The sequence below is a fragment of the Microbacterium sp. M genome, from assembly GCF_045181065.1.
Lineage (GTDB): Bacteria > Actinomycetota > Actinomycetes > Actinomycetales > Microbacteriaceae > Microbacterium.
Window position 1 is genome coordinate 1,754,981 of the sequence record NZ_CP173721.1, and the last position, 12,776, is coordinate 1,767,756.

The window sequence follows — 12,776 nt, forward strand, 5'->3', positions numbered from 1 at the left end:
GCGGCGGGCGCACTCGCTCTGCACGGCGGGGATGCCGGGGCGAGTTCTCCCCAGCTCTGCGCGATCACGGCAGTGGCGTCTCCGCCGGCGGGGCGCGATGTGGTGCCCTCTTTCCATGAGGATGCCCCAGGAGGACAGTGTGCTGGTCCCGGGTGTGCACCGGTCGATCCGATCCCTCGCAGCGGGAGAGGGTCCTTGGCCGGGCACGCTCGTCACCGACGGCGAGGATGTCGGGGTGTGGTGCGACGTCGACAGCGGCGAGTGCTCGATCGATTGGCGCTTCACCGGGTCGGCCCATGTCGCCGCGCCCACCGATGTCGCGCGCTCCGCGACCGGCCACGGTGCCCTCATGCCGTGGTGCACGACGCGGGTGGCGACGTTCCTCGCCCACCGGTCCGCGGCGACGGTCCCGCTCGAACCCGGCGAGTGGGGAACTCTGGTGCTGAGCCTGCTGCGCGGGCTGCGTGAGATCGCCGACCGCGCTGATCCGGAGCTTGCGGGGCAGTGGTGGCTGACGGACGCGGGACGCCCGTTGTGCGCGCCAGGCGGCACGACCCCCGCACGCGACGGCGCGGTCGACATCCTCGGCACCGCGCAGACGCAGTGTCCGGACCGCGCACTGCGTCGGATTCTGCTGGGCATCCAGGAGTCCGTGGCGGACGCCGTGCCGACGAGCGCACGGGTGCGGGCCTGGGAGCGCGAGCTTCTGGACTTCGCCGCGCCGCGCGCGCTCCGGCTGGATGAGCATGCGCCGCGGACGGCGGCGGATCCAGCGATCGCGACCATCAGAGCAGGAGCACTGGAGTCCCCGCAGCGACGACGCGTGCGTGCGCGCCGCCGTCCTCTCCGATCGTGGTGGGCGCAGCTGCGGGTCCGGGTGCGGGAACTGATACGCCGACGCGAGCGCGGACGCACGCCATCCGGTCGAACCGCCATCGGGCGCGAGCAGGCGCAGGTCCGATCGCGCCGGCGCATGGCACTGGTCGCGACAGCGGCGGCCGCTGCGGTGCTGTGCGCCGGTCTGCTGTGGCCCGGTGATGAGCCGATGCCCTCTCAGGCTGCCGAGGAGGCGATTCGCGCGACCTCGAAGCAGGGCACGCCGACGCCATCGGCGACGACAGGGGAGGTCGCGGCCGGCGCCTCGCTGGAAGGCAGCAGTTCGGGTGAAGACGATCCATCGGCATCGGCGACCGCCGTATTGGCCGCGCTGGACGAATGCGTTGCCGTGGGGGACGACATGTGCCGGGCGGCGATCGCGTCGAACTCGACCGCACGCGCCCAGGACGTGCTCCGCTCGGATGCCGCCGGGGAGCCGGCTCTGGTGGATGACTACGGCGACCTGGCGGTGGTCAGGCTCGGGACGGATGCCTCGGGCGAGCAGATGCTCGTACTGGTGCGCCAGAACGAGAAATGGCTGGTCCGCGACGTCTATGACGTCGCGGACCAGCCGGAGAGCGGTTGAGACTCAGGCGCCGAGGTTCGCCTCGAACTGTGCGGCCTCGAGTCGCGCCTTCATCGCACCGAGGAAGCGCGCAGCGTCGGCGCCGTCGATGATGCGGTGGTCGTACGAGATCGCGAGGAACACGTAGGAACGGACCGCGATCGCATCGACGCCGTCGACCGTGACAACACCGGGACGCTTGAACACCGTGCCAGTGCCGAGGATCGCCGACTGCGGGAGGAACACGAGCGGCGTGTCGAACAGCGCGCCACGCGAACCCGTGTTGGTCACCGTGAAGGTGCCGCCGGCGAGCTCATCGGGCTTCAGCTTGTTGTCGCGCGTACGAGCGGCGAGATCCGCGATCTCGTGCGCGAGCTGTGCGAGGTTCTTCGTCGCCGCATCCCGGACGACCGGCGTGAGCAGGCCGCGCTCGGTGTCGACGGCGATGGAGATGTTCTCCGACGCCGGGTAGACGATGCTGTCGCCGTCCACGGTCGCGTTGATGATCGGGAACGCCTGCAGCGCCTCGGCAGCGGCGAGGGTGAAGAACGGCAGGAACGACAGCTTGTCGCCCGTCTTCTGCTGGAACGGCACCTTGACCTTGTCGCGGTAGGTCGAAAGCGCGGTCACATCGACCTCGACGAACGTGGTCAGCTGGGCGGTCTGCTGCATCGACGCCACAGCGCGCTCGGCGACGACCTTGCGCAGACGCGACATCTTCTGCGTCGTGCCGCGCAGCGGCGAGACCTCAAGGGGGGCCGGTGCGGGCTTCGCCGCTGCAGCGGGAGCCGCCTGCGCGGACTCGGCAGCCTTGAGGACGTCCTCCTTGCGGATGCGTCCGCCGACGCCGCTGCCCTTGACCGTGCTGAGGTCGACGCCCTGCTGGGAAGCGAGGCGACGCACCAGCGGCGTCACGTACAGGTTGTCGGCCTCCGCAGCGGGAGCGGCAGGAGCCGGAGCGGGCGCCGCCGCCGGTGCGGCAGCAGGTGCGGGGGCGGCAGCAGGCGCCGGTGCGGCAGCAGGTGCGGGGGCGGCAGCAGGCGCCGGAGCGGCAGCAGGAGCCGGAGCGGCAGCAGGAGCCGGTGCGGGAGCAGGAGCCGGTGCACCGGAGCCGATGCGTGCGAGCACCGCGCCGACGGCGACGGTCTCGTCTTCGGCGGCCAGGATCTCCTGGAGCACACCCGCGACGGGCGAGGGGATCTCGGTGTCGACCTTGTCGGTCGAGATCTCCAGCAGAGCCTCGTCGACGGCGACCTCTTCGCCGACCTGCTTCAGCCAGCGCGTGACGGTGCCTTCGGTGACGCTCTCGCCGAGTTCGGGGAGGACCACCTCGGTGCTGTCCCCACCCGCAGCCGGCGCGGCCGGAGCCTCTTCGGCAGGCGCCTCGGCGGTCGGTGCGGGCGCGGCGGGAGTCGGCTCTGCCGCCGCCGGTGCTGCCTCAGCAGGGGCGGCCTCGGCCTCAGCCGGAGCGGCAGCCGGAGCATCCGACGCCGGTGCGGCACCGGAACCATCGCCGATGCGCGCCAGCAGCGCGCCGACCTCGACGGTCTCGTCCTCGGCGACAAGGATCTCCTCGATCACGCCGGAAACCGGCGAGGGGATCTCGGTGTCGACCTTGTCGGTCGAGATCTCGAGCAGGCCTTCGTCGGCCTGAACGGTGTCTCCTACCTGCTTGAGCCAGCGGGTGACCGTACCCTCGGTGACGCTCTCTCCGAGAGCGGGGAGGACCACGGATGTGCTCATGACTGAGTCTCCTTAAGGAAGTATGTGACGCATCAAGCTTACTGACCTGCGCGCCGGTTGGTGCTCAGAGCGCGTGCAGCGGTTTTCCGGCCAGGGCGAGGAAGGCCTCGCCGAGTGCCTCACTCTGCGTCGGATGAGCGTGGATCAGGGGTGCGATGTCCTCGGGGTGCGCTTCCCACGCGACGGCCAGCTGGCCCTCGGTGATGAGTTCGCCGACGCGGTCGCCGAGGAGGTGCACGCCCACGACAGGACCGTCCTTCTGACGTACGACCTTGACGAGTCCGCCGGTTCCGATGATCTCGCTCTTGCCGTTGCCGGCGAGGTTGTACTCGTAGCTGATGATGCCGTCGGCGCCGTGCTCGGCGACAGCAGCCGCCTCGGTGAGGCCCACAGAGGCGACTTCGGGGTTCGAGTACGTGATCTTGGGGATCTGCGACTCGGGAACCGGTGCGGGGGAGAGACCGGCGATGCGCTCGGCGACGGCGATGCCCTGCAGGAACCCGCGGTGCGCCAACTGCAGCCCCGGCACGATGTCTCCCACGGCCCACAGGCCGGGGACTCCCGTGCGCAGCTGCTCGTCGACGATGACGAAACCGCGGTCGAGGGTCGCGCCGGCTTCGGCGAACCCGAGGCTGTCCGTGACGGGGCCGCGGCCGACCGCGACGAGCAGATAGTCGCCCGTGAACGTGCGACCGTCCTCGAGAGTGACGGTGACGCTGGAGGCATCCTGCTCCGCGGACTGGAACCGGGTTCCCAGCGAGTACTGGATGCCGCGACGGCGGAACGCCCTCTCGAGACCCTTGCTCAGCGCGACGTCCTCGTTGGGGACGAGGTGCTCGAGGCCTTCGATGATCGTGACCTCTGCGCCGAACGAGCGCCAGACACTGGCGAACTCGACGCCGATGACGCCGCCGCCGAGGATCAGCACGCGTTCCGGGACGACATCCAGGGCGAGCGCCTGCTCGCTGGTGAGGACGCGTCCTTCGATCTCCAGTCCGGGGAGGCTGCGACTGTACGAGCCGGTCGCCAGCACCACGTCGCCGCCGGCGTAGAGGTCTTCGCCGACCGAGACCGTGCGGTCGGGGTTGAGGCGGCCCTCGCCGGCGACGACGGTGATGCCGCGCGCCTTGATGAGACCCTCGAGCCCCTTGAACTTCTTGGCGACGATGCCCTCGCGATAGGTGCGGACGCCGACGGCGTCGATGCCCTGCAGTGTGGCAGTGACTCCGACGGATGCGGCACCGCGCACGTGGTCGGCGACTTCAGCGGCGTGCAGGAGCGCCTTCGTGGGGATGCACCCGCGGTGCAGGCACGTGCCGCCGACCTTGTCCTTCTCGATCAGTGCGACGCTCTTGCCGAGTTCGGCCGCCCGCAGCGCAGCGGCGTAGCCGCCGCTGCCGCCGCCGAGGACGACGACATCGAAGGTGTGCGTGCTCATGCGACGGCCTCCTGCTTGTCGGAGGCGGCGGTCGCCTCGGCGAAGGCGACGAGCGAACGCACCGTCGCAGCCGTCGCGCCCTTGTCCACGAAACCATACGGCGCACTGTTGTGCTCGCTGGATCCGGCGATGTCCAGATGCACCCACGGAATGCGCGGTGCTTCGTCCCCTTCGCCGACGCGGCCGACGAAGCGCTGAAGGAATAGACCGGCGAACATCGACCCGCCGGCGCGGTCGCCCATGTTGGCATTGATCAGGTCCGCGATGGGGGACTGCATCGACTCGGCCATGTACTCCGGAAGCGGCAGCGCCCATGCGGGCTCATCGACGCTGTCGGCGGCATCCAGGTACGCGGCGACGGCGTCGTCCGAGCCCATCACTCCGGTGTGGCGGTGTCCCAGCGCGACGAGGATCGCGCCGGTCAGCGTCGCGACATCGATGATCACGTCCGGGCTCTCGCGGCTCGCCGCGACGAGACCGTCCGCGAGCACCAGTCGGCCCTCGGCATCGGTGTTGAGGACTTCGACGGTGGTGCCGTCCAGCATCCGGAGCACGTCGCCGGGGCGGGTCGCGCGGCCGGAGGGCATGTTGTCGGCGATGCACATCCAGGCTGTCACCCTGACGGGAAGCCGCAGTGCCGCGATCGCACGGATCGCGGCGAGGACCGTTGCCGAACCCGCCATGTCGAACTTCATGCCGACCATGCTGGCTGCCGGCTTCAGCGAGAGCCCGCCGGTGTCGAACGTGATGCCCTTGCCTACGAGCGCGATGTGGCGCGCGGCGTCGGAAGGGGAGTACTCCAGGCGCACGAGGCGCGGCGGGCGGTCCGAGCCCTGTCCGACGCCGAGGATGCCGCCGAAGCCTTGCTCCGCCAGCGCCTTCTCGTCGAGCACCTCCACGGAGATGTCGGTGCCGGCGACGCTCTCGACGGCGCTCTGGGCGAGATCGTCCGGACTCTGCCACTGCGCGGGAGTCGCGACCAGGTCCTTCACCAGTGCCATCGCGTCGCCGAGCGTCTGAGCGCGGGCGATGGCGGCATCCGTCACGGCATCGCTGTGCACGACGATCGCGTCGGCACGGCTCTTTCCGGACTCCGAGCGATAGCCGTCGAAGCGGTAGCCGCCGAAGACCGCACCCTCCGCGGCGGGTGCGGCGAACTGCGCGAGGCCATCCGCGAGACCGATCGCCACGGTGGCGAAACCTGTCAGCGTGCGGGCGGCGGTGCCCGCGGCATCCCTCACGGACGAAGCCGTCGCGGGGGAGCCGGCGCTGACGACCGCGAGCGGCACGGAGGAGACCTCCGGCAGGTGCACGCGGGCGAAGGCGTTCGCCGAACCGCTGAAGCCGATCCCGTCGAGCGCTTCTGCCAGGCCGGGATAGGCGGCGAGAGCCTCGGGAGTGGTTTCGGAGATGACGAGCACTGCGGCGTCTGCAGCGCTCCCGGGAAATGCGTCGGTGGTGTGCGAGAGCACGGGAAGCGTCATGATCCCATCCTAGGGATGCGACCCAGGTCGGGCCCGGGGGAAACGGCACCGTGTTCGCTGACAGCGACACCGGCCCGCCGATCGGAGGCGGCTCGTAGCATGGAGACATGCCCTTCTCCGGTGATCTCTTCGAACGTGTGGCGAATGCGCCGACCGTTCCCTCCGGTCTGCCCCTCGTCATGCTGCTGACCGGCTTCACGGATGCCGGCAACGCCGTATCCGGGCTCATCGACCATCTGCAGGAGACGACCGATCCGCAGCCTCTGGTCGTCTTCGACAACGACGTTCTGCTCGACTACCGCGCTCGTCGCCCGGTGATCGTTTTCGAGCAGGATCACTTGACGCAGTTCCGGCCCTCTCGGCTCGAGCTCTCCCTGGCCCACGACGTGCTCGGTCAGCCGTTCCTGCTGCTCTCGGGGTACGAGCCCGACTTCGCCTGGAACGCGTTCTCGAAGGCGATGCTCGATCTCGCTGCCGAGTTCGAGATCGCCAGTGTCAGCTGGGTGCACGCGATCGCCATGCCGGTGCCGCATACGCGTCCGATCGGAACGACGGTCAGCGGCAACCGCGCCGAACTGATCGCCGCGCAGTCCATCTGGCGCCCGCGCACCCAGGTGCCGGCGACCGCCGGGCACCTCCTCGAGTTCCGCTTCGTCGAACGGGGCGATCGTGTGGCCGGTTTCGTGCTGCTCGTACCCCATTACCTCGCCGAGACCGAGAATCCGGATGCCGTCATCGCCGCGGCCGATCGACTGATGAGCGCGACAGGGCTCGTCCTGTCGATGGATGCCGTGCATGCCGAGCGCGATGACTTCGTCAAGAAGGTCGACGATCAGGTGCTCGCCAGCGATGAGCTCCGTCAGATGCTGACGACGCTGGAGCACCGGTACGACGCCTACATGGCCGGCTACGACCCGACGGATACGGATCGAGCCGACGCCGGCGGCTTCAGCGAGCGCGATCTTCCCAGTGCCGATGAGCTCGCCGCGGAGCTCGAACGGTACCTCGCATCGCGTCCTCCTGGCGAGGATGATCGACACGGTCTGGGCTGAGGCGCGCCGCACCCTCGCACATGTGCGATACTGGTAGTCCGACCCGTTGTCAAGACACAGCCTGAGGCTGCAGACTTGACAAGGGTCTTACTAGTGTCCGAAAAGTTCCGAGCGGGTCACGCCCGTTCGTGAGAGGCGAAACGTGACTGCTGCCACGACCAAGACATCCCGGACGAAGAAGACCGCTTCCGACGCCGAGACCGTCGAGCCCGAACAGGCGACGACCGCTGCTGCCAAGGCGCCGGCGAAGAAGGCGCCTGCGAAGAAGGCGGAGGGCAAGGCCCCCGTCAAGAGGCGCAAGAAGGCTGAGGACGTCGTCGAGGAAGACGAAGCCGAAGTCGACGAGTCCGCCGCTGCGACCGACGGCGACGACGAGGAGGACGGCAAGAAGCCGGCCTTCACGGAGCCGCTGCCCACTGGTGCGATCGTCATCTCGTCCAACGACGACGAGGACGTTCCGGTCTACTCCACCCAGATCACGGGTGCGACCGCCGACCCGGTCAAGGACTACCTGAAGCAGATCGGAAAGGTCGCACTGCTGAACGCGGCCGAAGAGGTCGAGCTCGCGATGCGCATCGAGGCCGGCCTGTTCGCCGAGGAGAAGCTGTCGGCGATGTCGGCGGCCGAGAAGACCAGCCAGCTGGGCCTCGACCTGCAGTGGGTCGCCCGTGACGGTCAGCGCGCCAAGAGCCACCTGCTGGGGGCCAACCTGCGCCTGGTGGTCTCGCTCGCCAAGCGCTACACGGGACGCGGCATGCAGTTCCTGGATCTCATCCAGGAGGGCAACCTGGGTCTCATCCGCGCTGTCGAGAAGTTCGACTACACCAAGGGCTTCAAGTTCTCGACGTACGCGACGTGGTGGATCCGCCAGGCGATCACTCGCGCGATGGCCGACCAGGCCCGTACCATCCGCATCCCGGTGCACATGGTCGAGGTCATCAACAAGCTCGCGCGCGTCCAGCGTCAGATGCTGCAGGATCTCGGTCGCGAACCCACCCCGGAGGAGCTCTCCAAGGAGCTCGACATGACCCCTGAGAAGGTCATCGAGGTGCAGAAGTACGGCCGTGAGCCGATCTCGCTGCACACTCCTCTCGGCGAGGACGGCGACAGCGAGTTCGGTGACCTCATCGAGGACACCGAAGCGGTCGTCCCGGCCGACGCGGTCGGATTCACGATGCTGCAGCGTCAGCTCGAGCAGCTGCTCGACTCGCTCTCCGAGCGCGAAGCAGGCGTGATCCGCATGCGCTTCGGTCTCGGAGACGGCCAGCCCAAGACGCTGGATCAGATCGGCGACACGTTCGGCGTCACTCGCGAGCGGATCCGTCAGATCGAGTCCAAGACGATGGCGAAGCTGCGTCACCCCAGCCGCTCGCAGTCGCTGCGGGACTACCTCGAATGATGACGGGCGCTCACACGGCGCGCTCTGCAGGCATCCGGTACGTCTTCCCCGTGCTGGCGGGCAAGCTCGCCCGTTTCGCCACGCGCCTGCGCGGCGGCGGGTCGGCGTTTCCCGGGTACCTCACGAACAGGCTCGCGCCCACGCTGCTGCCGACGCTGGCCGGCCAGTTCCCGGACGGCGTGATCTTCGTCCTCGGCTCGAACGGCAAGACGACGACCACGCACATGGTCAGCGAGGTGCTGCGCGCGCATGGTCTGACGGTGTTCACCAACCCGACCGGAGCGAACCTGCCGCAGGGCGTGACGAGCGCCCTGTTGGCCGATGCGACCCTGACCGGTCGCGTGCGTGCGGACGTGGCGGTTCTCGAGGTCGACGAAGGCTATGCCGCCGATCTCGCCGATCGGCTGTCGCCTGCGGTGATCCTGTCGCTGAACGTCCAGGTCGACCAGTTGTTCCGCTTCTACGAGACCGAGCGCGTCGCGGACATGATGCTCGACGCCTCGACACGCGCTTCCGGTCACGTGGTCGTCAATCGCGACGATCCGTACCTCAGCAAGATCGATCCCTCCACGGTGAAGGGCGAGCTGTCGTTCTTCGGCGTCGCGCCGGAGATCGTCGCCGCGGCCGCACACGGCCTCGCCAACGCCGATGACACCCGCAGCGGTGTCGCGGGCAGTCTGGATCACGCGGCGTATTCCGAGGTGCGCTCCGTCGCGGGGCGCGACATCACCGTGAACGTCGACGGTGACGATGTCGCCCTGACACTGCCGGCACGGGGCCTGCACTACGCCACCGATGCCGCAGCCGCTCTCACGGTCGCGGCACGCGTGCTCGGCGACCGGTTCTCGGCGACCAAGGCCGCAGACGGTTTCTCGCGCATGGCGCCGGCGTACGGACGCGGCGAGGTCATCCCCCTGCGCCGCGACCCGGCCGGCGAGCAGGTCGAGTTCGTGATGTTCAAGAACGCACCGAGTCTGCAGATGAACCTCGACGCGCTCGACGGTTCACCGGAGCGTGCGCTGATCGCGATCGACGACGGGACGCCCGACATCTCCTGGCTGTACGACGTCGACTTCGCGGCGCTCCCGCGGGTCGATGTGGTCACGGGGGAGAAGGCCCACCAGCTGGCTCTCGCACTCGCGTACGCGGGTGTGGAGATCGGCACGGTCGAACCCGACATGGAGAAGGCCGTCGAGCTCATGCGCGCGTTCCCCGCGACCGCCGCGGGCCGGCAGATCTGGTTCGTCAACTACGAGCTCATGATGATCGGCCGTCGCATCCTCGGCCATGGCGACCAGGAGGTGGCGCGCCGATGACCGAGGTCACGATCGCCCAGCTGTATCCGGCCGAACTCGGAATCACCGGAGACCGCGGCAACGTCCGCGCGATCGAGAGGCGCTTCGCCGCCCGTGGAATCGACACGGCCAGCGTGCTAGTAGGACCAGGCGAGGAGCTGCCGTCCGATCTCGATGTCCTCGTGATCGGCAACGGCCCGCTGTCCGCGTTGCGCGGCGTGCATGCCGATCTGTCCGCCCGTGCGGACGGGCTCGAGGCCTTCGTCGCCGACGGCGGCACGCTGTTCTCCGTCGGCGGGTCCGCCGAGCTGCTCGGTGAGGGCGTGGAGGCGAACGGTGAGAAGCTGTCCGGCATCGGCATCCTGCCGTACCGCGTCGCACGTGTCCGCGATCGTCGGGTGGGCTACATCATCGTCGAGACACCGGACGGGACGTTCGTCGGTTTCGAGGACCATGCATCGGAATGGACGCTCGCCGATGCGGATGCCGCCTACGGGTCCGTGCTGGAGGGGCACGGCAGCTTCGCGCGCGGCGACCGGCGCGGCGAGATCGTCCGCCGCGGCAACGCGTTCGCGAGCAACGTGCAGGGTCCTGTGCTGCCTCTGAATCCGGCGCTCACGGACGTCCTGGTCGACGCCGTCGCCGAGCGGCGTGGTTTCGAGGCGCCTCCGGCGGTCGCCGGCGAGCTCGAGGAGTACGCCGAGATCGCCCGCACCAAGATCCTGATGCGACCCACTCGCGACAAGGGCTTCAAGACCATCAAGGTGTGACGGAGGAGGTCCGGTGACATCCGCTGCGAGCAGCGCGCTGCCGCGTGCCGTCCTGTCGCGTGGTGCGCTCGGAGCCGCCGCCGACGCTGCAGTCGCGGCCGGTGGATCCTGCGCCGATCTGCGCCGGGACGCCTGGGGCCACGGCGTGTCCGAGATCGCTGCGGCGGTGATCTCCGCCGGTGCACGACAGGTCCTCGTCGACGACGAGGAAACCGTTCGGATGCTGCGAGACGCGGGCATCGAGGCGGTGAGCACCGGTGCACCCGACATCGATTCGACCCTGCTCTACGGGCTCCCGGACGCGAACGGGACGCTGCGCACCGGTCCCGTCATGCGGTTGAGCGGTCGGGTGATGTCGACCAAGCCGCTGCGCACCGGCGAGCCGGTGTCGTACGGGTACACGTTCCGCGCTCCAGCGGATACGACGGTGGCTCTGGTGACGGGCGGATACGCTCAGGGCATCGTCCGCATGCTCGGCAACCGCGCCGAGGTCGAGGTCGCCGGTGTCCGCCGACCGATCGTGGGACGCGTCGCGATGGACGTGTGCGTCGTCGATCTCGGCGGCATCCGCGCGTTGCCGGGGGACGACGTCACGTTCTTCGGCGGCCGCGGGGCTGTCGCCGGTGAACTCGCGCGCTGGCGGTCGGCGACGGGGCTCGGGATCCCGGAGCTCGTCACGGTCGCCGGGCTGCGAGCCCTGCGCGAATGGGAGGCATGATGCGACCCGTCCTGGAGATCTCTCGGACCGCGTTCCTTGCGAACATCGACGCGGTGAAGGCGCGCATCGAGCCGTCCGCACTCATGCTGGTCATGAAGGACGATGCCTACGGGCACGGTCTCGGCTGGTCAGCGCGTGCCGCTGCGGATGCCGGTCTCCAGTGGTTCGGAGCCTATGACGTGCGAACGGGCCTGCAACTGCGCGAAGCGCTCGGCGCGCACGGTCGCATCTTCGCGTGGGCGACGTCGGAGGATGACGAGATCGCCGAAGCGCTGGCTCGGGATATCGATCTCGGCGTCGGCACCATCGAGTACCTGGAGCGGGTCCGCGCCGTCGCCGGACAGACGTCCCGGACGGCCCGCGTGCACCTGAAGATCGATACCGGATTGCACCGCAACGGCGTCCGACCAGAGGAGTGGGCGGATGCCGTCGCTGTGGCGCGTGCCGGCGAGGACGAGCGATCGCTGCGTCTGGTCGGAGTCTGGAGCCACATCGCCGAGGCGAGTGACGCCGAGGACGACGAAGCGCACGCCGTGTTCCGTGAAGCGGTGGCACACGTCTCGTCGACGGGCCCTGCGCCCGAGGTTCTGCACCTCACGGCCTCGGCGGCTTCCTGGTGGCGGCCGGAGCTGCGCGGATCGCTCTCGCGGATCGGGGCTTTCTGCTACGGCATCCGCTCCGCAGAGGGGCCCGACCTCGAAGGCATCCGTCCGATCGCCGCATTGACGGCGTCCGTCGTCGAGGTGTCGGATCGCTCGGTGCGGATCGGGATCGGATCCATGGACGGCTATCCGTCGACACTGATCGGTGCACAGATCGGCACCGCCGCCGGATCGGTGACGGTGCGCGAGATCGATCTGGACGCGATCGTGGTGGATGCGTGGCCCGGTGCCGCAGTCGGTGACCGGGTTCGACTCTTCGGGCCGGGGGATCTGGGCGAACCCAGCGCCACGGATCTGGCGGAGCGGATCGATACGGTCGGCGAGGAGATCCTCACCAGGCTGTCGCCCCGCGTTCGCCGAGTCGTGCTGTGATTCCGGCTCGGCGACGTGGAGTCGTCAGGCCTCGATCAGGCGAGCGGTCTCGTCGTGCCAGTTGGTCGCGATGGAGCGCAGCTTCTCTTCGTACTTGCGGCCGTGGTGCGCGCAGAACAGCAGCTCTGAGCCGTTGACCTCGGCGGCGATGTACGCCTGAGCTCCACACGAATCACAGCGGTCCATCGCCGTCAGGCGGTACTCGACCGTGGAGGTCTCACGTTCTGTCGTTGCATTCATCTCGGTGCCTCCTCGGTTGTCGGGTTCGCTGGGGAGCGTGCTCAATACAACCACGCTCCGGCTGTGCGCATGCCCGGATCGCGGCGTGTTTCGCTCAGCGCGTACGCGGCGGCGGCCGACCGGGGTGCCGTGGGGAGTGTCTGCGGCTGTGCGGCGGCTCTC

The 12,776-nt window shown here is 69.1% G+C and carries 11 protein-coding genes; 7 read left to right on the forward strand and 4 right to left on the reverse strand.

Features of this window, described 5'->3' with window-relative positions:
* Positions 1-115 precede the first annotated feature (115 nt).
* On the forward strand, positions 116-1,462 hold the full coding sequence (locus ACI7YT_RS08425; RefSeq protein ID WP_406250165.1) for a hypothetical protein: 1,347 nt from the start codon (positions 116-118) through the stop codon (positions 1,460-1,462).
* 3 nt (positions 1,463-1,465) lie between these two features.
* Here ACI7YT_RS08425 and sucB read toward each other — a convergent pair whose 3' ends face one another.
* From sucB to ACI7YT_RS08440, 3 genes are all read right to left on the reverse strand, one after another.
* Entirely contained in the window at positions 1,466-3,184 is a 1,719-nt protein-coding gene (gene sucB / locus ACI7YT_RS08430; protein ID WP_406250167.1) for a 2-oxoglutarate dehydrogenase, E2 component, dihydrolipoamide succinyltransferase, read from the reverse strand.
* Between the two features lie 64 nt (positions 3,185-3,248).
* On the reverse strand, positions 3,249-4,622 hold the full coding sequence (lpdA, locus tag ACI7YT_RS08435; RefSeq protein ID WP_406250169.1) for a dihydrolipoyl dehydrogenase: 1,374 nt from the start codon (positions 4,620-4,622) through the stop codon (positions 3,249-3,251).
* Entirely contained in the window at positions 4,619-6,106 is a 1,488-nt protein-coding gene (locus tag ACI7YT_RS08440; protein ID WP_406250171.1) for a leucyl aminopeptidase, read from the reverse strand. The genes lpdA and ACI7YT_RS08440 overlap by 4 nt, the downstream gene beginning before the upstream one ends.
* 107 nt (positions 6,107-6,213) lie before the next feature.
* Between ACI7YT_RS08440 and ACI7YT_RS08445 the strand changes: the two genes are divergently transcribed.
* From ACI7YT_RS08445 to ACI7YT_RS08470, 6 genes are all read left to right on the forward strand, one after another.
* Positions 6,214-7,158 carry a proteasome assembly chaperone family protein gene (locus ACI7YT_RS08445; RefSeq protein WP_406250172.1) on the forward strand — a complete coding sequence of 315 codons (945 nt, stop codon included), beginning with the start codon at positions 6,214-6,216 and terminating at the stop codon, positions 7,156-7,158.
* Positions 7,159-7,300: 142 nt separating this feature from the next.
* On the forward strand, positions 7,301-8,557 hold the full coding sequence (locus ACI7YT_RS08450) for an RNA polymerase sigma factor (protein WP_406250174.1): 1,257 nt from the start codon (positions 7,301-7,303) through the stop codon (positions 8,555-8,557).
* The gene (locus ACI7YT_RS08455) at positions 8,557-9,873 is read left to right on the forward strand and encodes a MurT ligase domain-containing protein (RefSeq protein ID WP_406250175.1); all 1,317 of its coding nucleotides are present in this window, start codon (positions 8,557-8,559) and stop codon (positions 9,871-9,873) included. The genes ACI7YT_RS08450 and ACI7YT_RS08455 overlap by 1 nt, the downstream gene beginning before the upstream one ends.
* Complete coding sequence (locus ACI7YT_RS08460) at positions 9,870-10,622, forward strand: glutamine amidotransferase (RefSeq protein ID WP_406250177.1); 753 nt, start codon at positions 9,870-9,872, stop codon at positions 10,620-10,622. Before ACI7YT_RS08455 ends, ACI7YT_RS08460 begins: the two co-directional genes overlap by 4 nt.
* Before the next feature lie 13 nt (positions 10,623-10,635).
* Positions 10,636-11,340: an alanine racemase gene (locus ACI7YT_RS08465; RefSeq protein ID WP_406250179.1), complete on the forward strand. Its 705-nt coding sequence runs from the start codon at positions 10,636-10,638 to the stop codon at positions 11,338-11,340.
* On the forward strand, positions 11,337-12,374 hold the full coding sequence (locus ACI7YT_RS08470) for an alanine racemase (protein ID WP_406250180.1): 1,038 nt from the start codon (positions 11,337-11,339) through the stop codon (positions 12,372-12,374). Before ACI7YT_RS08465 ends, ACI7YT_RS08470 begins: the two co-directional genes overlap by 4 nt.
* A 24-nt stretch (positions 12,375-12,398) precedes the next feature.
* On the opposite strand, the gene ACI7YT_RS08475 is transcribed toward ACI7YT_RS08470, so the two are convergent.
* Positions 12,399-12,614, reverse strand: a complete 216-nt coding sequence (locus ACI7YT_RS08475; protein WP_406250182.1) for a hypothetical protein — start codon at positions 12,612-12,614, stop codon at positions 12,399-12,401.
* Between the last annotated feature and the right edge of the window lie 162 nt (positions 12,615-12,776).

Bases quoted from the DNA above. Each gene is read 5' to 3' on its own strand.
- ACI7YT_RS08460 (WP_406250177.1), top strand. From the start codon at position 9,870: ATGACCGAGGTCACGATCGCCCAGCTGTATCCGGCCGAACTCGGAATC.
- ACI7YT_RS08445 (WP_406250172.1), top strand. From the start codon at position 6,214: ATGCCCTTCTCCGGTGATCTCTTCGAACGTGTGGCGAATGCGCCGACC.
- sucB (WP_406250167.1), bottom strand. From the start codon at position 3,184: ATGAGCACATCCGTGGTCCTCCCCGCTCTCGGAGAGAGCGTCACCGAG.
- ACI7YT_RS08425 (WP_406250165.1), top strand. From the start codon at position 116: ATGAGGATGCCCCAGGAGGACAGTGTGCTGGTCCCGGGTGTGCACCGG.
- ACI7YT_RS08475 (WP_406250182.1), bottom strand. From the start codon at position 12,614: ATGAATGCAACGACAGAACGTGAGACCTCCACGGTCGAGTACCGCCTG.
- lpdA (WP_406250169.1), bottom strand. From the start codon at position 4,622: ATGAGCACGCACACCTTCGATGTCGTCGTCCTCGGCGGCGGCAGCGGC.
- ACI7YT_RS08440 (WP_406250171.1), bottom strand. From the start codon at position 6,106: ATGACGCTTCCCGTGCTCTCGCACACCACCGACGCATTTCCCGGGAGC.
- ACI7YT_RS08455 (WP_406250175.1), top strand. From the start codon at position 8,557: ATGACGGGCGCTCACACGGCGCGCTCTGCAGGCATCCGGTACGTCTTC.
- ACI7YT_RS08470 (WP_406250180.1), top strand. From the start codon at position 11,337: ATGATGCGACCCGTCCTGGAGATCTCTCGGACCGCGTTCCTTGCGAAC.